The sequence below is a fragment of the Phaeodactylibacter sp. genome, from assembly GCF_040219495.1.
Classification (GTDB): domain Bacteria; phylum Bacteroidota; class Bacteroidia; order Chitinophagales; family Saprospiraceae; genus Phaeodactylibacter.
On sequence record NZ_JAVJSK010000079.1, the window covers coordinates 281,565 to 305,547 of the forward strand.

A 23,983-nucleotide genomic window follows, 5' to 3' on the forward strand; every position below is an offset into this window, starting at 1 on the left:
TTGATTATCCAATTATCGAATCAATATTGAGATGGAAGTGATGGTCCAGGTTATCCTGAATGAATTCGAGAAGCTGATTGCTATGGTACTCCCGTTTGAGGTCATAAAGCGTGTCGCGGATGGTATCTTTGGTAATCATCCGGCGCAGGGCAGGCGGGCGCTCCCGAAAGGCTGCCAGTACACTCGTCTGCGCAGCGTCGAGGCTCGGGGCTACCATGACCTGATACTCCTGGGCTTCGTCCGGATCAAACTGCCAGGATTGCACGCCGTCTTCGGGCTCGAAGTAGATGCCAGCAGCTTGCCCGGAGAGGTGCAGGCAGGCCCCCATCAGTTTGTCAGACGGCAATTCAGGGGTGGGCGTTTCTTTTGCCCAGTGGTGTTCCGTCAGAATGATTTCGGACTTTTTGTCTGCTGCCCTGAGCCAAACTGCCGATGTGGATGCCTCGAAGGGTAGTGCTTTGTTCAGCTCCAGATAGAACTGAACGGGCAGCTCAGGTTTCTCTCCCAAAATAAACAGCAGGCATTCATTGTTTCCGGGTTTCAGAATTTCGTACAGGTTGACCTTCTCCTGCTGGAATTGTTGCTCTACCGCTTCTAATGCTTCCACCCATTCCGGTTGATAGGTTTGAATGTGCAGGCAAGCCATGGACAGCTGCAATTCGAGTTGTTCGGTACGTTGCAGCAACGCTTCGAACTGGGTTTTCTGTTCGGTGAGCAGGCCGTAGCGTTCGGCATTTTCCTTTTGGTTCCAAAAGCCTTTGCCTTTGCGGCGGCGGGCGGAGGTCAGCATGTCCAGTTCTGAAAGCATGTGAACGTAAGAACTGCCCTCCATCAATTTTTCCACCGAGCGCCTGAGGTTGCTTGCGTGGTCGGCATAAGTGATCTTGGTGTATTCCTCAAGGAGTAAATCCAGGCCGAGGGGGTCCGCTTTGGTTGTCAGATGTGGTTTGTGGTCTTTGAGGTCGACCACAATTTCTACCTGGTCATCGATATCCTGTTGGTTCAGAGCATAGGCCAGTGGCAGGAGCAGTTCGTGCCGGATGGTCCGTTGCAGGTGGCGGGCACCATATTGTTTATCGTACCCCTTATTAGCGAGGTGTTCCTGGAAAGCCTCCGTAAGCACAAAGTTCATCTTGCGGAAGCGGATACCTTCCCTTCGGCGGAGTTGTTCGATTTCCCGGTCGAGTACATACCGAATGGTCAGGCTGTCCAAAGGTGCAAACGGAATTACCTGGTCAATACGGTTGAAAAGTTCCGGGCGGAAATACTTTTGTACGGCGTTGAGGAAGTGGTCCGCTACGCCTTTTACCGACTGTTCCTGCTGCCATCCGATGGGGTTAGGCTGTAAGCTGCTTGCCCCCACATTGGACGTCATAATGATAATCGTACTGCAAAAGTTAACCAGCCGGCCCTGACTGTCGGTCAGCCGCCCTTCGGAAAGCATTTGCAGGAGGAGGTCGAAAAACAAGGGGTGGGCTTTTTCGATCTCATCAAAGAGCAGTACACCGAAGGGAGCTTTGCGGATGGCGGAAGTCAGCAGGCCTTCTGAGAAATAACTTTGACCGATAAGGCGCTGTACGGCATAAGGCGTAGAGAATTCGCTCATATCAAAGCGCGTCATCCGGTCCGGGTTGCCAAACATGAAAGTGGCCAGTTGCTTGGCCAGCTCGGTTTTGCCCACGCCGGTAGGCCCCACGAAAAGCAGGGAGGCAATGGGCTTGCCGGTACGGGAAAGTGCTGTTTTGATAGCAGCCAAAATGCCTGTAATGCGTTCCACTGCTTCTTCCTGCCCAAAAACGTTGCTATTGAAATACCCAAGTAGCGCCTCGGGGTCCATAGGCAAATCGGGGTCAATCATAAACCGGGGCATACCGGTCTCTTCACTAAATTGGGCAATAACTTCGGAGCTGTGAATAGTTATCTGCTCCTGATGATGCCCGGGCATAGATTTTCCTCTCCGGTTGAGCAGGAGGTTTTCCAAAAAGCGGATCGGCCGGCCAGGCATTCCATCATAGGGCGTGAACCGGCGGCTCAACCTTACCGTCTCCTGAATAGCCGCGCGGTCTATATGGACACGCTGCCCTCTGGCCAGGTCATTGGCTTTGCGCTCAATAATGTCTTCCAGGTTTTTCGCTTCGGGCTCAGCCAGGGTGATGCGCTGAAAAACATTGAGGTAGGAGGGGCTTTTGATTTCAATGCGAGCGAGTTCATCTTCGGTACATTCTGAAATCAGTGTTACTTCTCCACGGCTGAGGTAGGGCAGGAGGTAGTCGGCAATACTAATGGTGTTGCCCTCGTATTTGCCCACCTCGAAAAGGTCCATAAGGTTGCGTACAAAGAGTAGGTCCGGTTGGCCGGAGAGTTCACGGCAAAGCTGTGAAAGGTTCTCCTGCCAGCCGGTATCTTTCATAAGTTCTTTAATGAGGGTAGAAGCGGTCGTCTCCCATATTTTGCCCTGCAGGCCTAATTGGGATTGCCGGCGGGCAAGCTCCCAGACCAGGGCTGTTTTGCCTGTACCCGAAGGGCCGATCAGCAGGGTGTTGCGATGGAAGTTGCCGTTGAGTATCTGTGCCAGTTGGTGCAGCTCCGGCTCCCTGCCATAACAAGCCGGGGTATCAACGTCCAGAGCCGTAGCCGCTTTGGGCAGCAAACGGTCTTGCTGTTCCGTACCCATCTTTTCGAGCTCTTTCGGGCTCGGTACCAGCAGGGTGATGGGGTATTGTTTGAGCTCAACCAGGTCAAACCAGATCGCACTGACGATATGCTGCACGGCCTGCAGGCGTCGGTGGCGCGCAAAATCGAGCTGAATCGCTTCGACTACCCGCTGTTCCAATTCGTCGGGCACAGCGGCGTAAGTTTCCAGGTCTAAGGCAGGCACTATTGCCCAAATACCGCCGCCCGGCTCCAGCTGATTAAAATAATAGGTGAACTCCAGCTCGAAGGCCGGATAGGTAAATTTATCTTTTGAGGCTGGGAACAAAGCCCTGACCTTTGCAGGAATGAAATTCCCCTGTGGGTATTCATTGAGCAACTCGCTGATTTGCCCTTTGTTGAGCACCTTTCGCTGAAGTGCTTCTGCATACTGACCAGCCAGTACAGGGAGTTTCTCTCTGATGCGGATGACCTCCCGGTCATTCAGTGGTGCTAATAGGCTACCTCCGGTTTGGAGGTGCAATCGGAAAGCATAAAAAGGTATCGTGAGTTCGAAGGCCATGCCGGCAAGTCCTTTTGTTCAGCAAGGCTTAAAGCTAGTTCTTTTTTCCGGTTCTGAAAAGTCAGACAACGATCTGCCCTTCTGCTATGGAGCCGTAGACTTCTGCCTGCCCGTTTTGATGCCGGTAACCGCTGCAAAAGGCCAGTAACGCATCTACCTGATGCCAGTTGGCTGTAGCTTCCTGCAGCTGATACCCGGGCAGGTGCCCCAGAATCACCGAAGTAGCCGCTTCCAGGTACCCCTTATCTTTCTTGTAGCGCTTGCCGTCGAGGCCAATCATCTTTGAAAGGTGGCCGGGGTAGGCTTCCAACGTTGTGCAATGAAGGCCTTCAAGCTCGTGGCTGAGGCGCATAGCCCGTGCCGTAAGGCCACCAAGGAACATGGGGGACATAGCCTGCACCGCTTTGTCGGCGGCACGGTAGAAATAGTCGGAATACTGGTCGGGGGCCAGGTAAACGCCCGGAAGACTGAGCGGTGCATCGAGATAAAGCTGCCTGGGCTGATGCTCGGTTACCCATTGCCTGAGCCAGCGGTCTGCATCCTTTTTCTTTTGGCTTTGGGCAAGGTAAAGCACCTGGCGTTCCGCCCAGGCAATTACCGTTGTGCCTGCCATTTTACTGCCGTAATCTACGCCTGCCCATTCCATTTAGTGCCCGATTATATTGGTGAATTGATACGAGAGGTCCTCAGCAACCGCCTCCTTGCCCGTACGCTGTTGATAAACAATACTCGCCTGCTGATAGTAGTGGCTCCGTTCCTGCAGTTTGTCGTGAATGAACTGCCGGAGGGCTTCCTCTGTCATAGACCGTATGAGTGGGCGGTGGCTACGCCCTTCCTTCAGGCGTTGGAATAAAACTGCAGGCGCTGTATCAAGGTAGATGGTCAGCCCGTTTTGGTTCATCCAATCCATATTTTGGTGGAAACAGGGCGTGCCGCCGCCGGTAGCCACCACGGCTGCCGGTTGGGCTGCCATTTGCCGCAGTGCAGCTGCCTCGGCTTGCCGGAAGTAAGCTTCTCCGGCTTGCTCAAAAATGCTGCGGACCGATCGCCCTTCCTGCTCCTCAATGAAAGTGTCGAGATCAGTAAAGGCTCTGCCGAGCAATTCGGCCAGGCGCTTGCCGGAATAAGATTTGCCCGACCCCATAAAGCCGAGGAGGTAAATTTGCATACTAAGGATTCATATTTATACGGGACAAAACAAATCCTTTCCCGGATTAGTTGATAATTTCGTTAGGGTTTGAATTCGTTAATTACCTTTGTGCTGAAAAACGATAAGCTATGATGAAATCACTGCCGGCACTATTTTGGGCTTTTTTACTGGTACTGACTGCCTGCGGCAGCGGCAATCAACAGCCCGAAGGCGCTTCAGAGAAGACCCTTCAGGAAATCAAACAGGAGGGCCCCATCAGCAATGCCGATATTATCCGCAACCCGGTATCTGCGGATACGCCTATCGATACGGTTAACGTAGCCAAAGTTACATTCGAGGAGCAAAACTTCGAATTTGGAGAGGTGACCGAAGGAGATGTCATTGAGCATTCCTTTAAATTCAGGAATACAGGCAAAGCGCCACTCGTCATTCAGGGCGCACGTTCCACTTGTGGCTGCACCGTGCCGGAATGGCCTACCGATCCCATCCCGGTAGGAGAGGAGGGGGAGATTTTTGTCCGCTTCAACACCAAAAACAAGCGGGCACGGCAGGTTAAGCCGGTCATTATCACCGCCAATTCTTATCCGGCAACCACCAAAGTTTACTTGCGCGGCTTCGTGAACGAAGCAGGCGCTGAACAATAAAAACAAACGAAATACATCTTAAACATGACTCAAAACACTATCTTACTGCTACAGGCGGGCAATGCAGGCATGATGAACCTGGTGTTCATCGGTGCCATGATTGTGATTTTTTACCTGTTTCTGATCCGTCCGCAACAGAAACGACAGAAAGAACAAAAGACATTTAATGAAGGGCTCCAAAAGGGGGATGAAGTGGTTACGGCCAGCGGTATTATTGGGCGCATCAACAAGCTGAGCGAAGCAGAAGCGACGCTGGAAGTGTCCAACAAAACCTTCATCCGTATTACCCGTAGCGCCATTTCCAAAGAGATGACGGAGTCCTTCGTATCAGAAGGTGATGATCAAGATCAATAAACAAATATTTAAGTTTCACTTAAAAGAAGACCGGGCTATCCTGATGGCATGCATTGGGATAGCCTTCGTCTTTTGGTTGTTGATCAAGCTTTCTCAGACCTACCGGGCACAAAAAGAAGTTTACTTTGAAATTCAGTTGCCACAGGGGGCTTCTTTATCCGCCCTGCCACCCGATAATCTGGTGGTAGACCTGGAGGGTACGGGCTGGGATTTGCTCTTTGACCATTTTTACAGCCGCAAACTGGGGCTTGAATATAACATGGAAGGCCTCAGCCGGTTAAACCTCTCCCGTGGACAGTTGCGCAGCGATATTCAGGCTAAGTTGCATTCTGATGACATCAACGTCCTGGAAATCAATTATGACGAGCTGAATCTCGTGGCAGAAGAGCAGGCGCAGCGCCGGGTACCCATCAATCCGGTAACCGTTTTGAGTTTTGCTCCGGCACACCAATTAAAAAAGCCGGTGGAACTGTTGCCTGATTCTGTTACCCTCACCGGGCCTGAGTCTATTGTAAGTCAGTACGATGCCTGGTCTACCGACTCCCTGGTCTACAAAAACCTCAAGCAGAGCCTGTTGACTCAGGTCAGGCTGCAAAAACCGCCACCGGAAGTAACCCTTTCGCCTCAAACCACAGAGGCCAATATCGAAGTGGAGCCTTTTACAGAAAAATCAGTATATGTGCCCTTAGTGGTGAAGAACGCTCCGGACAGCCTCCGGATTTTTCCGGAAAAAGTAACCGTGACCTCCAAGCTTGGGCTGAGCCAATACGACCGTATGACCTACGAGGACTTTACCGCTGAGGTGGACCTCAAAGGGATGGTCCCCAATTCTTCCGGTACCACCGCTCCGATTATCATTACCAAACAGCCTTCTTATATTCAATCTTTGTTTTTCACGCCTAAGTCTGCCCGTTTCTTTTTTGTAGAAGAAGCGGACACTGTACCGGACCAAAAGCCTCCGCCCGGACAGTAGCCTCCGCCTTTGTCCTGTGGCGCTCATCAACAGGCAGCGCGCAACAACCTGCGGTCAGTTTGGAATAATGCGGTGTGTTCTGCGCTTCAAAGCCTTCGTTTAAGGGGTCTTTGCGATCAGGTACTTCCCGGGCTATCCACTAACTTAGCGGCTCAGTCCTGATAATCAATAAATTATAATGGAAAACCTTGAGTTTGGGGCATAAAAAAACCCGCTGCTATTTTGAAGGAAGGTGCAGCGGGCTCACTAACGCGCTCTCTCTGTATACTCAAATATACAGCCTTTTTGCACTATTTGTTTAATTAGGACCATTTTTTTTTAAAAAACACTGTTAAGCCCCAATAAAAAAGCAATATATAAAAACGCTGCCCCGCACATCCTGACCGGAGGCGGGGCAGCTCACACTATGAGAACACCCATTAATTTGTTCGTCTTTAATACGAATTCTGTGCACCATTTGTTATATCCTGCCTTGTTAGGGTTTTTAACGACTGTTAACCAAGATTTGCAAAAGGCTGACTAAGGGGTAATTGCGTGTTAAATTGGCAGGAGGTACCCGGCGTTAACAAGGGGTTAAATCATCCGCTTTCTTTCCATTTCTTACAGATTGGGGCAAAAACGACCATAATTAGCAGCAGGCCCACTTTGCAGCAACCTCGGTGGCTCCGTATCTCTGTGGGTGGAAAACGTCACAGTCAGCATTACATCATAATGGGTCCAAAAGCGGGGCCCGACTTCTAACTGAAAATCGTATTTTTGGCTTTATGATCAAGCAGAAAACTATAGATGAAATCATGGAGACCGTCCGGGTGGAGGATGTGGTCGAGGACTTCGTCAACCTAAAGCGGCGTGGCGTGAACTTGATCGGACTTTGCCCTTTCCACAACGAAAAGACACCTTCCTTTTATGTTTCGCCTTCCAAAGGCATCTACAAATGCTTTGGGTGCGGAGAAGGGGGCGATGCGCTTAAGTTTGTGATGGAGCATGAACAGCTCTCTTATCCGGAAGGGCTCCGCTACCTGGCCAAAAAATACGGCATTGAAGTAGAAGAGACACAGGTGAGCGATGAAGCCCGCGCGGAGCGGCAGCATCAGGAGAGCCTTTTTCTGGTCAACGAATTTGCTAAACAGTTTTATCAGGAGCAGCTGCTGGAAACCGACCGGGGCAAAAGCGTGGGACTCAGCTACTTCAAGAGAAGAGGGTTCCGGGAAGAAATTATCAAAAAGTTTGGACTCGGCTACGCGCCCGCCGGCAAAGACCTCTTTACTCTGACTGCAGTGCAAAAAGGGTACAATTCGGATCTCCTTAAGCAGCTGGGGCTAACTTCTCAGTACGGCCGGGACTTCTTCAGGGACCGCGTGATGTTCCCCATCCACAACCTGTCCGGAAAAGTCATCGGCTTCGGTGGGCGTATCCTGATCAAGGATGTCAAAGCGCCCAAGTACGTCAACACCCCGGAAACAGAGGTCTACAGCAAAAGCAAGGTTCTTTACGGGGCTTTCTACGCCAAGCAGGCCATCCGCAAACAAGATGAGTGCATTTTGGTGGAAGGGTATACCGATGTCATTTCCCTGCATCAGGCAGAGGTCAAAAACGTGGTGGCATCCTCGGGTACTTCCCTTACCGTGGGGCAAATTGGACTGATCAAACGGTATACGGAGAATATCAAAATCCTTTACGATGGAGATAAGGCCGGGGTGAAAGCTGCCCTCCGCGGGCTGGGCCTGGCGCTGGAGCAGGGGATGAATGTGAAGATCGTCCTGCTACCGGAAGGAGAGGACCCCGACTCCTACGTGCAGAGCGTTGGAACCGATGCCTTCCGGAACTTTATCGATCAGGAAGCCCGGGATTTTATCATGTTCCAGGCCAGCCTTCTACAGGAGGAAGCTGCCGGCGATCCGGTCAAGCAGTCGAAGCTGATCAAGGAGATCGTGGAAAGCATCTCCAAAATCCCCGATCCGATCAAGCGATCCCTTTACGTCCGGGAGTGCGCAAACCTGATGGGCGTAGAGGAGCAGCTGCTGGTCAATGAGGCGAATAAAGCTGTAGAAGCCCGGATCCGGAAGCAGCAACAGGATCGGGAGCGGGAGGCCCGCCAAAGAGAACGCGCCCGCCGGCAGGAGGCACAGCCCCCATCATTACCGGGCGCCCCCCCTCCACCTACCGCCGGAGACGAACCGCCTTTCCCCACCGAAGAACCGGGCGGCATTGAAGACTTGCCCTTTGAAGAGCTGCCGCCGCAAAAAGCAACGGGCCCCGCCCGGGAAAAGCCGGTAGGCGATGGCTTTCAGGAACGCGACCTCGTGCGTATACTGGTGACCGGTGGAGATGCGTCTTTTGATGAAGAGGACGGCATCACGGTAGCGGAGTACCTCATCGCTAATGTGGAAGATGTGCTCGACGAATTTGACAACAACCAGTATCAGCGGGTCTTTCAAATTGCCATGGAGACCTTGGCCGATGGGAAAGCCGTAACCCCAAAGCTATTCCTGCACCATATTGAAGACGATGTGCAGCAACTGGCTATCGACCTTTCCACCTCGCCTTATGAATACAGTGAGAACTGGGCGAATAAATGGGAGATCTTTCTGACGACTCAGAAAATGCCTGATGAAAACTTCGCCAAGGATAGCATTTCGGCTATGAAGCGGTTCCGGTTGCGTAAACTCAACCGGATGATCCGGCAAAACGCAGATCAGCTCAAAGCCGTTATGGAAAAAGGGGAAGGAGATTACATGGTACACCTCAAGCTGGATCAAAAGCTGAAACAGCTGCGTAACGAACTGGCTAAGGAGCTGGGGACGGTGGTGTTCTAAAAAAAATTACCGCAGCCTTTCATTGAAGACTGCGGTAAGGTTACCGGTTTAAAGCTGTTCTTCCCGGTTACTTATTCTGATCGATGCAATTCAGGTCTTCAAAAGCCTGCTTCAGGCGTGCTTTGAAGGTTTCCTCCGCGGCACGGAGCCACTTACGGGGATCGTAGTACTTTTTGTTCGGCACATCATCACCATCCGGATTGCCAATCTGCGTCTGAAGATAGTCGTGATGCTTCTGATCGTACTGACGGATGCCGTCCCAGAAGGCCCACTGCAGATCGGTATCGATATTCATTTTGATCGCACCGTACTCAATAGCTTCGCGGATTTCTTCGCGGGAAGAGCCCGATCCGCCGTGGAAGACAAAGTTGATCGGATTGTCCCCGGTGCTAAACTTCTCCTTGATATACTCCTGTGAGTTCTTGAGAATGATCGGCTTTAGCTCAACGTTGCCCGGTTTGTATACACCGTGAACGTTGCCAAAAGCAGCAGCGATGGTAAAACGCTCGCTGATTTTATTCAGGGCTTCGTAAGCGTAAGCAACCTCCTCCGGTTGTGTGTAGAGGCGGGAGCTGTCGATATCGGTATTGTCCACACCGTCTTCTTCACCACCGGTAACGCCGAGCTCAATTTCCAGGGTCATTCCAATTTTGCTCATGCGCTCATGGTACCGGGCACAGATATCAACGTTCTCTTCCAGGGGTTCCTCGGAGAGATCGAGCATGTGGGAGCTGTAGAGCGGATAGCCCCGGTCTTTGTAAAATTTTTCACCGGCCTCCACGAGCCCGTCTATCCAGGGCAGGAGTTTTTTCGCACAGTGGTCGGTATGCAGAATGACCGTCACACCATAAGCCTGCGCCATCGTGTGTACATGCATGGCACCGGAAATCCCTCCGAGTATTGCCGCGCGCTGCCCGTCGTTAGACAAGCCTTTGCCGGCAACGAAGCTGGCGCCACCGTTGGAAAATTGAATGATAACGGGAGAGTTGACATCCCGGGCAGTTTCGAGGACTGCATTAATGGTGTTCGTACCGACTACGTTGACGGCAGGCAGCGCGAAATTGTTTTCGTTTGCATAGTTAAGCAATTCGGTAACCTCGTCACCGTGAAGTACACCCGGGCGAAAGCGGGTTGCGGTTGCAGTTGACATATTATTGGGTTCGGTTTTGAAAAATTAATGGCTATATCACCGAGCCGGTAATATAGCCATTTTCTGCGTTTTGGGCGAGCCTCGGCAGTGTTTTGAGGGCGGATTGATTTAAATCACCCCTTCTTCCGTCAAATAACGCTCTGCGTCGAGGGCGGCCATACAGCCTGTACCCGCAGCAGTTACGGCCTGTCGGTAGACGTTATCCTGAGCGTCACCACTGGCAAAAACACCCTGAATGTTTGTTTTGGTTGTTTTGCCTTTTGTCGTGATGTAGCCGGTTTCGTTCATATCCAGCCAGTCTTTAAAAATACCCGTATTAGGCTTGTGCCCAATGGCTACGAAAAAACCTTTGACCGGAATGACAGAAGTCTCCTTGGTCTTGTTGTTGATGACACGAACGCCTTCCACTTCCTCTTCGCCCAGGATTTCCTCGGTCTCGGTATTCCAGTGGATTTCGATATTTGGGGCATTCATCACCCGTTCCTGCATAATTTTGGAAGCCCGGAGTTCGTCGCGGCGCACAATCATATGCACCTTTGGGCTCAGTTTAGACAGGTAGAGGGCTTCTTCAGCTGCCGTATCTCCACCTCCAACAATCGCGGTTTCCTGGCCGCGGAAGAAGAAACCATCGCAAACCGCACAGGCAGAAACGCCTTTGTTGGTCAGGCGCTTTTCGGACTCCAGCCCCAGCCATTTGGCACTTGCGCCAGTGGAAATAATGATGCTATTGGCATGGATTTCCTGCCCGGATTCTGTCCAGGCTTTGTGCACAGGTCCGGTGAAGTCTACCTTGCTGATAAGCTCGTAGCGTACGTCAGTACCGAAACGCTCGGCCTGCTTACGGAAGTCCTCCATCATTTGTGGCCCCATAATGCCATCCGGGTAGCCGGGGTAGTTTTCCACATCAGTCGTAATCATGAGCTGTCCGCCCGGCTCAGGTCCGGTATATAACACGGGAGACATATTAGCACGTGCGGCATAAACGGCGGCAGTGTACCCTGCAGGTCCAGAGCCAATGATAAGGCATTTCACTTGTTGAATATCTTCTGCCATCTTGGTTTTTCTTTGTAGTTTTTTATAATCCGGGCAAAAATAAAAAGTTTAGGCTAAGCAGTCAGTAATTCACGTCACAGTTTTGCACAACTACCAACTGTTCCCGAAAAGAAACGCTTCCACTTTGCTCCGGGTTGAGTCTGGTTCATCTTCTGATTGTCAAACGGCACATCTCTTTACGGTAGCGGGAAAAAATTGGCATCTTTGCGACTGCATCAAATCCGTACGCATGTCAGAATCGTCACTGGAAAAGCGCCTGATGGGCTGGGCCGCAGCACTCCTGCTGTTGAGCATCTTCATCAATTTGGGCGTACAGCCGGTTTACCTGGAGGAGCCCCGCCGGGCGCTCATCGCTATGGAGATGCAGGAAAACGGCAACTACATCGTGCCCCGGCAGCTGGGCGAGTTTTACTACAAAAAGCCGCCGGTTTTCAACTGGCTGATTATGGCAAGCGCGCAGGGGTTTGGCTCCTATAGCCGATGGGCGCTGCGGTTGCCTACCGTGTTGTCCCTTATCGCCACGCTGTTGCTGCTTTACCGTATTGGGCGGCTGCACATTACTCCCGGCTTCGGCCGGCTCTGGGCTTTGTCATATGCCTTCTGCGGGGCCATCTATTTTTACTTCTCCATGCTGGGTGAAATCGATATCTTCTACAGCCTGATCACACTGAGTAGCATGCTGGCGTTTTTTCACTACGAACAGCGCGGGAAGTGGAGCCTGATGTTTGGTGTCAGTTATGGCCTTGCCGCAGTCGGGCTGCTGACCAAAGGTTTGCCCGCTATCCCTTTTCTGGGGTTCACGGTACTGGCCTGGTTGATTTATCAAAAGCGCTGGCGCCTGCTGTTTTCGTGGCAGCATGTACTGGGTATTCTGGTATTTGGAGGGGTAGCCGGTGGCTATTTAGCACTATACCATCAGTACAATAGCCTGGACAATTACCTGGCTGACCTCTTTTCTGAGTCGGTAGGCCGTACAGCGGTTCAGAATGGGTTGGGCCGCACTTTGGAACACCTGCTGGTTTTCCCACTGGACACCCTGAAGGACACTTTGCCCATGAGTCTGCTACTGCTGCTTTTTGCCACTCACCGCGGCATTTGGCAGCAAATCAAAGCACAGCCTCTGCTGGCATTTTCCATGGTGGCATTCTCAGCTAATTTTGTGGTGTACTGGTTGTCGCCGGGCGCCAAACAGCGGTACATCTATATGTTGTACCCTTTCCTGCTATCGGCCGGTGTTTATGCCTGGCAGCATCGGGGAGAATTAGCGGCATGGCGGGAGCGGGCATTTCGAATCATCGTGGGTATACTCCTGATTGCGCTTAGCGCAGGGGCTATTGCGCTCAATTTTGTGCCTGCATTCGACTTTCTGACCGGGCGGGGCGTCATTACGATTGCCGGGGCACTGGCTTTTGCCGGGCTCGCTCACCTGCATTTCAGGAAGCCAGCATTCGCCCTCAACTGGCTTTTCTTTGGCTTGGTCGCGGGCCGGTTGCTCTTTGCCTTTACCATCCTGCCACAACGCGCACACGATAGCGCCGGGCAGTTCAATACCGATTTGGCGCAGCAGATACAGGAGATCGCCGGGGCTGATCCTTTATACCTCTATCAGGACGGGCGTATTTCCTATACCGTCATTTATGAGCTCAATCGCCTGCGCGGCAAAACGGTCCACTTCAATGATCAGTTGGAGCCCGGTAGCTATATGATGGTACCGGAAGGGCAGTTCACCGGCTACGAACCCTTACTGCAGATCCCTTTCCATGATGGTGATTTCGTACTGATCCGGGTGGAGTAACATAACATAGCATCTCTTAGTTATACCCCTTCAGGCGGTAAGCCAGAATGCCCACCCATTCCTTCAGGAGCAGTTCCCACAGATAGAACGTACGGGCGTTGGGCAGGATCAGCTGTTCGGGGGAGGGCGACCATTCTTCGGTCAGGTAGTCCACTGCAAAAGGCGTTACCTCAAGCCCGGCTTTTTCAAAACAGGCTGCCGAACGCGGCATATGCCAGGCCGAAGTGAGGAGCAGAAAAGGCCCGTCGATGCCCTGCTCTTCAATTAGTGCTTTTGAGAATGCGGCATTCTCATAAGTGTTCCGGCTCTGATCTTCCACCAGAATGTCCCGCCTTGGAACCCCCAGTGTTTCCAGAAAATGGACCACCTCACTGGCTTCCGCAGGGTTTCTTTTAGTCAGGGAGCCTTGTCCGCCAGTTAGCAGCAGCTTCCGGATTTTTCCTTTTTTGTAAAGCTCGAAGGCATTGATGAAGCGGTTTGCCCGTTCATTCAGATTGTGCCGGTCGTGGACCGGGCGGATATTGAGATTGGAGTAGCCGCCCAGCAGAATGCCCACTGCGTAAGGCGATTCAATTTGATCTGCGGTGAGGGTCTGGGGTTCCCAGGCACTGATGACCATATTGAAAATGAACCCATTGGAAAACAGCAGCAACACCACAAGGGCAAACATGACATACTTCCGTTTGCGGCCGGGGTGGGCCGAAAACCAGCTCATAAACAGCAGCCCGGCCACCCAGGTGATGGGTTTGAGTAGGAAAACCAGTAGCTTGGACAGGATGAAAAACATAGGACTAAAAGTTGGGCATGCGGGGCCCTTCCATCAACCGGGACCAAAAGAGGTTGAGTAAATCCGGCTGAGCCAGAGCGGCTACTACAATCATAAAGACGATCCCGTAAACCGCGCCCCAAAGGTGGGCATCGTGCGCGATCAGGTCATTGCCACGCCTGGACATGTAGGAGGAATACCCAAGGTAGCCAATAGCCAGGACCACTCCGGGCAACGGCGGGAAGATAAACCAGTTCCAGGGGTCAAAAAGAATGTAGGCCATTACAAAAGCGGAGGTCGCACCGGAAGCCCCTACGGCGGAGTAGCCGTTGTTGTCTTTATGCTTGAAATAAGAGGGGATATCCGATACCACAATAGCGCTCAGATAAAACAGCAGGAATACCATGCGCCCAATTGCAGGAGGGAAAATCCACTCCGTGAAAATTTGCTCCAGAATATCGCCAAAGAGGTAAAGCACATACATATTGATGGCCAGGTGCCCCCAGCTCGCGTGGATGAAACCACTGGTCAGAAAACGGTAAAATTGCCCAAACTCCTTTACTGAAGCCGGGTGGAAAGCGGATTTGTAAAACAGGTCCCGGTTGTTGAAGGCCTGATAGGAAATCAGGGCGGTTATGCCGATCAGGATGATGGTCAGGCTGATGCTCATAGATTTAAATTCTAGTCGTTGTGATAAGGCTCGTTGTTGAGAATGGTCATGGCCCGGTAGATTTGTTCTACCATAAACAGACGGATCATCTGATGGGAGAACGTCATATCAGACAGGGAAATTTTATGGTCTGCCTTTTGGTATAGGTCCGGTGCAAATCCGAAGGCTCCGCCGATCAGAAAGATGATACGCCGGTGGCTGAGTTGCAGTTTGTGATTGATGAATTCAGCGAAGCCGGTAGAAGTGACCCGTTTGCCACGTTCATCCAGCAATAGCAGTAAGTCACCGGGCTGAAGGGCTTTCAACACCAGTTCTCCTTCTTTTTCTTTGAGCTGTTCCGGGCTGAGCTTGCCGGCTTTTTTGACATCAGGCAAGATTCGGAATTCGAACTTCAGGTAATGTTTTAGCCGTTTGGTGTAGACCTCTATGCCGGTCTCCAGATAGCGTTCACTGGTTTTGCCAATGGCCCACAATTCTATTTTCATGCAGGGAAATTAGGCATTATTCTTCAAATGCGGCTAATTCGGCAGTAAGGGTGTGCCTTTCGGGGTATTGCTCACGGAGTTCCCGGGCAAGGTCCAGCACAAACCCGTTGGCCCGGAGCGTTTGCAAGTGCTGCAGTGCATGAGCAATTCGCCGGGCTGTTTTAGGGCCTATATAATGCCGGGCGTACTCATGCAGCAACTGCCGGTATAATTGCCGGACGCGCTGTGGGAAACGGGGGAGAAGTTCACCATCAATTTGGCCCAGGAGATCAAGCGATTGCACTTCTTCGGCATAGGCCATTAGGATTTCCCACTGGTTTTCGATTTGGAGCAGCCCGGCGAGGGTGTCGCGCAGCCCGGTCGAGTAGGGGCGTTGGCGCAGTTGAGCCAGCGTATGCTCAAACAAAGCCTGCCGGTCCGGTTTTGGTGTAGCTTCGCGGGCTTTCCGGTAAAAGGACAGGTCCAGTTTTCTAAAGAACTGGCGCAGGGCATAGGTTTTCAGGCTGGGGTTGTCGGTTTCAGCTTCCGCAATTTTTAGCAAAAGCCCTTCGAGCTCATCCTGAAACGCTTTCGGCATGTCCAGCCGCAAGCCCATTTGCGCCAGCGCTTTTTCCCGGGGCCGATTGCCTTGCCGGTGGGCCTGCCGAATGGCGTAGTCCAGAATTTCAGGCTCGTTGAGGTGCCCTTCAATCAGCTTGCGCGCCTGTTTGTCTTCGTTCAGTTTTTCCAGTATACCAATTTGTATCAGGACGTAATCAGGGGACCATTCATCTTTGTCAGGGTATTTACTGGCCTGTTCCGTTACTTTTTCCATCAGTATTTTCAGCTGTGCGGGCCCCTGAGCGGTTTTCAGCATGAGTTTGAAAAAATGGCGGTCAAGGCGATTGGTCTGATAGGTCAGCTTGGCATACTCCCGCAGGCTGTCTTCCCAAAGGCGCTGCAGGAGTTGCGGGGCGGGCGAGCGGTCAACCAGCTCAAACAGGTAGTTAAAAGCCTCCTCCAGCCGTTCCCTGATGGTTTCCCTTTGCCGTTGTACTTTGGAGAGCACGGGGCTTACCTTTTCAATAATGCTAAGGGCAATATCCGCGACCTCTACAAAATTACCGGTATGCAAGCTGTTTTCCATTTGCTGGCTGAGCTCTTCGATAACTTTGGTAAGCCGTTGCGCGCCCCGCAAGGTGATTTGCCGATCCGGTTTGCGTACAGCATTGATGGCGGTATCCAGTAGCTGCAAGTATTTATCCTTGCTGTTGATACTGGAAACGGAAGCGGCGAAGCGGGCTTTTAAAGCGATAGCAAAATTGCGGTGCGTACGGGCGTATTCCCGTACAAAGTCGACCAATGCATTGGGGTCAATTTGATCGAGTACAACACCAGTGGTGAGCCGCCGGGAGGTGGTGGCTTGCTTTTGTTTATTACGCTCTTCTTTTTGCTGTTGTTGTTGCTGCCGCAGGAGCAGGAGTGTGGCGACGAGGTGCCCGCAGATGCCGGCTTCCTGATAGCCGGTGCATTCACAGGTGCCGGCGAGAACTTTCTGGCCGGAGAGTTGGATCTCAACCTCATGGCCTTCAGCTTGCGCGACCCAGAGGTGTTTTTCCAGTTCGGACAGGTCATTAACTGCACCGCTCTCCAGTAGGGTTTCCCCTTCCAGGAGTGCGGACTCAGGCACTTCGTTTTCAAGGTTGCGCAGTAAGAAGTTCATATCCGTGTGCTCCAATGATGTGCCGCCAAAACAGGCGAAAGTTAGATATACTCATAGTAATGAGCACAAACGGATATAGTTCGTAGACAGGGGTTATTGCAGCTGAATTTTGTACCATTCCCGGACCTGCTGCTTACGCAAGAGGAGCCCTTGAGCGTTGCCTTTACTTTTGGGTTCGTAGCGCAACATCAATCGGTTGTGCTTGCTTCTGCTGAGGATGACTTTTTGCGGGAAGGTATCGTTGTCCCTTTCGAAAACAGCCATGCCGGGCGTGGCATACTGAAGAGCAAACCGGGCTTGAGCCTCTTTCCCTAAGTCGGTGGAAAAGTAAAGAGTGCCCCCTTCCTCAAAAATGCGGATGTGCTCAGTCGTACCGCTATGCTGCAGTTCCCCTTTCAGCGCATGCCTGCCTACTTTTTCCCAATGTATAGCGGCATGTGCCTTGGCATCCTGAGGCTGCCAATCCCCTTCCAGCCATTGCAGGCGGTTGAGGGATTCCAACGCAGTGGAGTTGGACCGGTCTTTAGCCAGCACCAGTTTGCGGTCGGTCGGCCCTTCGTTAATTGGCCGTTGCCGCTGCTTTTCAGCCTGTTGAGTGTTGAGGGTTTGGCGGAGTTCTTCAGCGGCTTCTATGTCATCAGCCGGCAACTGCTCGGAAGCCAGAGGTTGTGGGCCCTTATTGAGCAGCCGCGCCGGCTTTTCTCCTACCGCTACGGATATCAGTACCCCCAGTACCGCCAGGAACAGTACTGCCGCCGCCATAGAGAAGGTACGGAGCATGGAAAACCGGTTGCGGCGGCGGTGCCCGTCGAGACGGCGCTCCAGCCTGTCCCATGCCCGGGGAGAAGGGGTGGAGTCAAACAGATGCCGATTGTCTTGAAAGATGGAAAAAAGGTCTTTTTTAGAAGCCATGGTATGGCAGTTTTACAGGGTTATCTTTAAATCGGAAGTTGCCCCCACAAGCCTTCGCTCTGCTCCTGTAAGCCGGAATTTTGAGTCTAAAGGGAGTGGTGCTCATTTGTTGAATTGTTGAAGCCCCGGGTAGCCAAAGTCCTCAAGCAGATCCTGCATTTTCTTTTTAGCAAGGATCAGCTGCGATTTTGAGGTGTTGATGCTGATGCCGAGCATATCGGCAATTTCCCGGTGTTTGTAGCCTTCCAATACGTACAAGTTGAAAACCGTGCGGTAGCCTGTAGGCAGTTTGCTCAGCAGCCCCAGAATATCTTCTGCTGCCATCCGGTTGACCACATTAGTTGAGGTGGGCCGGTCGACTTCATTGATTTCCACGGTAAGACGGAAATTGTGGCGCTTGCGCAAAAACATGAGCGACTCATTCACCACAATGCGCCGGATCCAGCCTTCAAAGCTACCACTACCTTTGTATTGGTGCAGGTTGGTCAGCACTTTGAAAAAAGCTTCCACCAGCACGTCTTCTGCATCCTGTTGCGACTTGACATACCGCTTGCAGACACCGTGCATCACCGGCGCGTACCGGTCGTATAGGACTTTCTGCGCGCGCCGGTCGTCTTGCAGGCAGGCTTCGATCAAGTCTTCCTCCGTCACAAATTGGTATTTTCGATTCACAACTTTCATCACATCAGGGCAGATGCAAAATATACGCCTTTTGGTGCATAGCGGGGCCAATTTTCCGACAATAGCTTTCAATTTGCCGGGTTTCTCTTCGACGGACGGGAATTCTGCCTTATCTTTTTGCGCCTAAACCAGTCCTTGCAATTATGTGGAACCCGGTGCTTCGTGTTGGTGTATTATTTCTGCTTTTACTGCTGTGCCTGCCCGGCTCCCTAAGAGCAACACATATTGTGGGTGGGGAGATGAATTACACCTGCCTCGGGAATGACGAATACGAAATTACCCTGACGATTTTCCGGGACTGTTTCAATGGCAACCCCAATGCCTGGTTTGACAACCCGGCTTCCATCGGTGTTTTCAATGAGGATAATGAATTACTGGAGGAAATCCTCCTGCCGCTGATGAATAATGATACCCTCAACCCGGTTCTCACCAGCGAATGCCTCGTGGTGCCGCCTGATGTTTGCGTGCATACGACTACCTACCGCACCATCGTCACTTTGCCGCCTATACCGGGTGGGTATCAACTGGCGTATCAGCGCTGCTGCCGCAATGAAACCATCGTCAACATCGTAGACCCGCTGGATACGGGGGCGACTTACGGCGTGACGATTTCTGAAGCAGCACTGGAAGCCTGCAACAGCAACCCTAAATTCAAGGAGTGGCCACCTATCTATATTTGCGTCAATGAGCCTATTGTTTTTGATCAGTCTGCTATTGACCAGGATGGAGACTCTATTGTGTACCGCCTCTGTACGCCTCTGACGGGGGCCACACCGGATATCCCGCAGCCTCAGCCGCCCAACAACCCACCCTACGATGAGATTCAGTGGGTCGACCCGCCTTATAGTGTGGACAATATGCTGAATGGGTCAACGGGTGGGGCACCACTTCAGATTAATCCACAGACCGGCCTGCTTACCGGTTTTCCGGTTACGCAGGGGCAGTTTGTAGTAGGCATTTGCGTGGAAGAGTATCGGGACGGCATTCTGATTTCCACCACCCGCCGTGATTTTCAGTACAATATTGGGCTCTGCGGAGAAGCCAATGCCGCTTTTGCCGCGCCCGAAGTGCAATGCGGCAGCCTGACGGTCAATTTCGACAATCAAAGCGACGGGGCCGCGAATTACCTCTGGCAGTTTAATGACCCTGGTAATCCGGGCGCATCATCCACTATGACGGACCCCGTGTATACCTTTTCGGATACCGGGCAGTATACAGTTTTGCTCATCGTTGCCCCCGGCGAAGTATGTGAAGATTCGGCTTTTCAGGAAATCAATTTGCAGCCCAACTCTCTGCTACCCGACTTTGAGCTATCCATTGATGGCTGTAGCGATGTAGCAGCACTGCAAGTTTTGGACAACAGTCAGGACACCCTGCACGCTATTGAATCCTGGGAATGGGTGGTCAGTCCGGGCGATTTGATAAGCAATGACCCTTCGCCCGTTTTCACAGTGGAAGAAGCCGGGACGTATACCGTTGCCCTCACCCTGACTTCAACAGAAGGCTGTACCGATACCCTTAGCCAAACTGTTGAGGTGGAGCTATTGACGGATGCCCTTACTGCTGCAGCGTTCAATATTTGTCCGGGTGAGGCCATTGAGTTGAACCCCGGGTTCAATACCGCCTACACCTATACCTGGGGCAGTTACCCGGACATCGAAGACCCCTCTGTTGCTAATCCGGTCGTACAGCCTTCCTCCACGACCACCTACGCTGTTACCGTTTCTGATTTAGAAGGGAACTGCAGCCTGGAAACGGAAGTATTGGTTGTCGTGGCACCGCCCCTGGCCCCTGTCCTGTCCCCGGACACCATCATTTGTGTACCCACTATCAATCTGGAAGTCAGTGACCCCTACGCCGTTTCTTATTCCTGGTATGCGGATTCAGGGCTGACTGAACCCCTGGGATCGGGGCCAGTACTCGGGGTGAGCCCGATGGGGGCGGCTTCCTATTATGTATTGGTCAGAGATTCTCTGGGGTGCACCGCCGTTGATTCAGTTGCCGTTACCGGAAATGCTGTTGACGCGATAACGACAAGTCAGGGCGGGATATGCCCGGGTGCGCTCGGTGCAGCAGTGGTCATTAATCAGGACCCGTTGGATACGCTGTCCTATCTGTGGGCACCAGATAGCCTAATCGTTTTTGGCAACGACAATTCCACCGTATTTATCGCCCCTCAGGTTGCAGGCGCTTACTGGCTTACAGTCGCTATGGAAAATCAGCACGGGTGTACCCTGCTCGATAGCGTCAACCTGATTTTAATTGATACCCTGCCTCAGGAAAGCTTTCAGACGGTTCAGCAGTGCAGTGGTTATACTGTGGAGTTCAGCAGCAGCAGTATCAATGCACCTTTCTATGATTGGTATTTTGGAGACCCTGACAACCCGGGGGCATCAGGGCAGGGGAGTGCCGTAACGTATACCTACCCCGGCCCCGGGGTATATGAGGTCATGGTTGTACTGGACAACTTTGCGGACTGTCAGGATACCCTGATACAGGCCGTCGAAGTGGGAGAGCCTCAGATACAGCCGGGCTTTTCTTATGAAATCAGTGCCTGTACAGACTCCATCACCCTGCAACTAACTGACACCTCAGTCAATACACAAAGTGAAATAGTGGACTGGTCCTGGAATTTTGGTAACGGGGCCACAGGCAGTGGAGCCATGCCCGAAGTGGTCATTACGCAATCCGGTACTTATACCGTCACCCTGGAGATTACGTCTAGCGATGGCTGTGTAGACGAAGTGGCGCAGCCCATTGAAGTTACCATTCCTGACCCTCTTTTGCCCGATACTTTAGCTGCCTGCCCGGGGGCTTCCTTATCGCTCAACCCGAACCCCCTGAACGGCTACACCTACACTTGGTCCCCCGATACCGGACTTGACGATGCAGGAGCCATTAGTCCTGTTGCTACCCTGGACAGTAGCCAGACGTACACGGTATTACTGGAAGAATCGGCAGGCAACTGCGTATTTCAGCGGCAGGTCGCTGTAGTGGTCGCACCGCCAATTGAGTACACGCTGAGCAACGACACCCTGATCTGTGAAGAGAGCGTAACCCTGAGCGCTTTCAGCGAACAAGCAGGGAGTTATACTTGGTCGGATGAGGCAGACTTCAGCGTTGCCCTCGGCACTGCCCCCACGCTAACGGTCAATCCCTCCGGCTTAAGAACCTTTTATGTAGCCATCAAAGATAGCCTGGGCTGCTCAGTGACAGACAGCGTACAGGTAGAAGGCAGTAATATCCTGGTCTTTACGGACGTCTCGGTGGGCGTATGCGAGGGCGACACCGCGACGCTGGAAGTTATAGCGCTTGCTGCCGGTCAAAACCTGTTCTACGACTGGACCCCTGATGCGGGAGTGCTAAGCGGGCAGGGGACTGCTCAAGTGCAGGTCGATGCCGGCGTTTCCGGTAATTACGAGGTGTTTGTGACCAATGAACTAGGGTGTGTGAAGACCTTATCCATTGATGTGGCGATTGCTTCTACAATTCCACCCCTGTCTGTTTCGGCTACACCGGACACCCTGTTTGAGCCACAACTGGTTCAATTACAAGCCACGCAAGATCCCGGCTATAGCTACGTGTGGTCACCACCGGGCGGGCTGAGCAGCTCCGGTATATTTAATCCGCAGGTTTTTGTCGATACGACGCGTACTTTTACGGTCCGGGTTACGGATGAGAACGGCTGTTCGAATGAAGGTTTGGTACAGATTGTGCTGCTTTCAGAATGCCTTCCACCCTATATTTTTGTACCCAATGCCTTCACGCCGGATGGGGACGGGCTGAACGACCGCCTGCAGGTGAGGGGCAGCACCATAGATGAACTATACTTTGCGATCTATGACCGCTGGGGGGAAAAGGTATATGAAACTAATGATCCGCAACACGATGGCTGGGACGGTACGTTTCGCAACCGGCAGCTGCCTCCTGATGTTTATGGGTATTACCTGGAAGTGCGCTGTTTCAATCAGGAAACCTACCAGGAAAAAGGAAATATAACTTTATTGCGATAATTTTTTCACTGGCCACTAAGAGCGTTTTGGGACTTTTGTCTTCTAGTCGAAAACTAACCATTTTTTGGTTAGACGAGGCACGAAAACCGGAGTTTAGCCTGAGTTAGATAGCCCGTCCCGCAGTTTGCGGGAAGGATTTTCGGAACGAAGTATAAGTAAAAAAGTGTCCTGGTTAACCGGGACAAGCCGGTTACTAAAGCCCCAACACGCTCTAATGCTTTCAAGGCCAAAACAAAACAGAGCAGTAGTATGAAGCAATGGATTTTAGGGATAGCCCTCATTACGATGGCCCTTCCGCTATTCGGACAGTACAAGTTTACCACGAACAAGGAAATGGAGTGCACAGCTGTAAAAAACCAGCAGCGTACCGGTACTTGTTGGAGCTTCTCCACGATTTCTTTCCTTGAAGCCGAGCTGATGCGCCTTGGGAAAGGAAATTATGACCTTTCTGAAATGTATATGGTCCGGAATATTTACAAGGACAAAGCCCGCAACTATGTACTTCGGCAGGGCAACGCCAACTTCAGTCAGGGCAGCCTCAACCACGATGTTATGCGTGCCCTTAAAATGGCAGGGGCTGTTCCGGAGTCGGTCTATTCGGGGCTGACAGAAGGAGACCGCTACCACGATCATGGCGAAATGGAAGCCGCGCTTAAGGGTTTTCTGGATGGCGTATTGGAAAGTAAGCGCCCGAGCGAAAAGTGGGCCGGTGCTTTTGAAGCCATCATAGACCACTACCTGGGAGCGGTTCCGGAAACGTTCACTTATCAGGGCAAAACGTACACACCTGAATCTTTCCGGGAAAGCCTTCCAGTTAATCCGGACGATTATGTCACACTGACTTCCTTCACTCATCATCCCTTCTACGAAACTTTTATCTTGGAAATCCCGGATAACTATTCAAATGGCACTTACTTCAATGTGCCGCTTGATGAGCTGCAGGCTATTACAGACTATGCCCTGAACAATGGGTTTACGGTAGCCTGGGACGGCGATGTGAGCGAAAAAGGCTTCAGTGCGGGAGAGGGGGTCGCTATTCTACCTGAGCGCCCCAATGATGAGGATAAATTCGAAAGCCCCGTGGACGAGGTAAAGGTTACGCAGGAAAACCGTCAGGCCGCCTTTGAGAACTTTTCCACTACGGATGACCACCTCATGCACCTGACCGGACTCGCCAAAGATCAGAACGGGCAGCGCTACTACATCACGAAAAACAGTTGGGGGGAAGTGAGTGCTTACGAGGGGTTCCTCTATATGTCTGCACCTTACTTTAGGATGAAGACCGTGGGCGTGATGGTGCATAAAGGTGCCATTCCAACTGACATCGCTAAGAAGCTTAACCTGTAATCGCTCATCGCTAAGTTCAGTTAAAAGAAAGGCCCGGCTGCATGCAGCCGGGCCTTTCTTTTTGATTGAACGTATAAACCGCTACCGGACCAGCGTCACATCCCCCTGGAAGACGCCAAGCTCGAAGCCATTGGGCCGCGCAATCCGGATGAGGTAGAAGTACACCTCGGTGGGTTGTTCCTTGTCATTGGCATTGCCATCCCAGCCAGTATCGGGGGTTTCGTTGTCGTAAACGAGTTGGCCCCAGCGGTTGTAAAC

At 52.0% G+C, this 23,983-nt stretch carries 19 protein-coding genes; 7 read left to right on the forward strand and 12 right to left on the reverse strand.

The annotated features are described in order from the left end of the window. Window positions 1–4: 4 nt before the first annotated feature. The 3 genes from RIC19_RS12345 to RIC19_RS12355 all read right to left on the reverse strand — a co-directional run bounded on the left by RIC19_RS12345 (window position 5) and on the right by RIC19_RS12355 (window position 4,382). Complete coding sequence (locus tag RIC19_RS12345) at window positions 5–3,214, reverse strand: AAA family ATPase (protein WP_350178628.1); 3,210 nt, start codon at window positions 3,212–3,214, stop codon at window positions 5–7. Between the two features lie 61 nt (window positions 3,215–3,275). Beyond that, entirely contained in the window at window positions 3,276–3,860 is a 585-nt protein-coding gene (locus tag RIC19_RS12350) for a DUF429 domain-containing protein (protein WP_350178629.1), read from the reverse strand. After that, window positions 3,861–4,382: a shikimate kinase gene (locus RIC19_RS12355; RefSeq protein WP_350178630.1), complete on the reverse strand. Its 522-nt coding sequence runs from the start codon at window positions 4,380–4,382 to the stop codon at window positions 3,861–3,863. Window positions 4,383–4,492: 110 nt separating this feature from the next. Here RIC19_RS12355 and RIC19_RS12360 point away from each other — a divergent pair, with 110 nt between their 5' ends. The 4 genes from RIC19_RS12360 to dnaG all read left to right on the forward strand — a co-directional run bounded on the left by RIC19_RS12360 (window position 4,493) and on the right by dnaG (window position 9,151). After that, window positions 4,493–5,008 (forward strand): DUF1573 domain-containing protein, encoded by a 516-nt coding sequence (locus RIC19_RS12360; protein WP_350178631.1) that lies wholly within the window; start codon window positions 4,493–4,495, stop codon window positions 5,006–5,008. 24 nt (window positions 5,009–5,032) lie between these two features. Next, on the forward strand, window positions 5,033–5,362 hold the full coding sequence (gene yajC / locus RIC19_RS12365; RefSeq protein ID WP_350178632.1) for a preprotein translocase subunit YajC: 330 nt from the start codon (window positions 5,033–5,035) through the stop codon (window positions 5,360–5,362). Window positions 5,363–5,405: 43 nt separating this feature from the next. Then, the gene (locus tag RIC19_RS12370) at window positions 5,406–6,335 is read left to right on the forward strand and encodes a CdaR family protein (protein ID WP_350178633.1); all 930 of its coding nucleotides are present in this window, start codon (window positions 5,406–5,408) and stop codon (window positions 6,333–6,335) included. A 764-nt stretch (window positions 6,336–7,099) separates the two neighbouring features. After that, complete coding sequence (gene dnaG / locus RIC19_RS12375; protein WP_350178634.1) at window positions 7,100–9,151, forward strand: DNA primase; 2,052 nt, start codon at window positions 7,100–7,102, stop codon at window positions 9,149–9,151. Between the two features lie 67 nt (window positions 9,152–9,218). Here the strand turns inward: dnaG and fbaA are convergent, their stop codons facing one another. Both fbaA and trxB read right to left on the reverse strand, forming a co-directional pair. After that, complete coding sequence (fbaA, locus tag RIC19_RS12380; RefSeq protein WP_350178635.1) at window positions 9,219–10,301, reverse strand: class II fructose-bisphosphate aldolase; 1,083 nt, start codon at window positions 10,299–10,301, stop codon at window positions 9,219–9,221. Window positions 10,302–10,409: 108 nt separating this feature from the next. Beyond that, on the reverse strand, window positions 10,410–11,354 hold the full coding sequence (gene trxB / locus RIC19_RS12385) for a thioredoxin-disulfide reductase (RefSeq protein WP_350178636.1): 945 nt from the start codon (window positions 11,352–11,354) through the stop codon (window positions 10,410–10,412). Window positions 11,355–11,583: 229 nt separating this feature from the next. On the opposite strand from trxB, the gene RIC19_RS12390 reads away from it, so the two are divergent. Then, window positions 11,584–13,149 (forward strand): ArnT family glycosyltransferase, encoded by a 1,566-nt coding sequence (locus RIC19_RS12390; RefSeq protein ID WP_350178637.1) that lies wholly within the window; start codon window positions 11,584–11,586, stop codon window positions 13,147–13,149. Between the two features lie 16 nt (window positions 13,150–13,165). Here RIC19_RS12390 and RIC19_RS12395 read toward each other — a convergent pair whose 3' ends face one another. The 6 genes from RIC19_RS12395 to RIC19_RS12420 form a co-directional block, all read right to left on the reverse strand. After that, a complete protein-coding gene (locus tag RIC19_RS12395) occupies window positions 13,166–13,936 on the reverse strand; it encodes a YdcF family protein (RefSeq protein WP_350178638.1) in 771 nt (256 codons plus the stop codon). 4 nt (window positions 13,937–13,940) lie between these two features. Then, a complete protein-coding gene (locus RIC19_RS12400; protein WP_350178639.1) occupies window positions 13,941–14,585 on the reverse strand; it encodes a rhomboid family intramembrane serine protease in 645 nt (214 codons plus the stop codon). 11 nt (window positions 14,586–14,596) lie between these two features. Continuing rightward, window positions 14,597–15,070 (reverse strand): 23S rRNA (pseudouridine(1915)-N(3))-methyltransferase RlmH, encoded by a 474-nt coding sequence (gene rlmH, locus RIC19_RS12405; RefSeq protein WP_350178640.1) that lies wholly within the window; start codon window positions 15,068–15,070, stop codon window positions 14,597–14,599. A gap of 16 nt (window positions 15,071–15,086) precedes the next feature. Then, complete coding sequence (locus RIC19_RS12410; protein WP_350178641.1) at window positions 15,087–16,772, reverse strand: SWIM zinc finger family protein; 1,686 nt, start codon at window positions 16,770–16,772, stop codon at window positions 15,087–15,089. 93 nt (window positions 16,773–16,865) lie between these two features. After that, the gene (locus RIC19_RS12415) at window positions 16,866–17,684 is read right to left on the reverse strand and encodes a DUF6265 family protein (protein ID WP_350178642.1); all 819 of its coding nucleotides are present in this window, start codon (window positions 17,682–17,684) and stop codon (window positions 16,866–16,868) included. A gap of 102 nt (window positions 17,685–17,786) precedes the next feature. After that, window positions 17,787–18,335 carry an RNA polymerase sigma factor gene (locus tag RIC19_RS12420; protein WP_350178643.1) on the reverse strand — a complete coding sequence of 183 codons (549 nt, stop codon included), beginning with the start codon at window positions 18,333–18,335 and terminating at the stop codon, window positions 17,787–17,789. Window positions 18,336–18,508: 173 nt separating this feature from the next. On the opposite strand from RIC19_RS12420, the gene RIC19_RS12425 reads away from it, so the two are divergent. Both RIC19_RS12425 and RIC19_RS12430 read left to right on the forward strand, forming a co-directional pair. Continuing rightward, window positions 18,509–22,378, forward strand: coding sequence for a PKD domain-containing protein (locus tag RIC19_RS12425; RefSeq protein WP_350178644.1), 3,870 nt, complete (start codon window positions 18,509–18,511; stop codon window positions 22,376–22,378). 249 nt (window positions 22,379–22,627) lie between these two features. Then, on the forward strand, window positions 22,628–23,725 hold the full coding sequence (locus RIC19_RS12430; RefSeq protein WP_350178645.1) for a C1 family peptidase: 1,098 nt from the start codon (window positions 22,628–22,630) through the stop codon (window positions 23,723–23,725). Between the two features lie 81 nt (window positions 23,726–23,806). Here the strand turns inward: RIC19_RS12430 and RIC19_RS12435 are convergent. Next, window positions 23,807–23,983, reverse strand: a 177-nt coding sequence (locus RIC19_RS12435) for a T9SS type B sorting domain-containing protein (RefSeq protein ID WP_350178648.1), incomplete at its 5' end; no start/stop codon positions are given.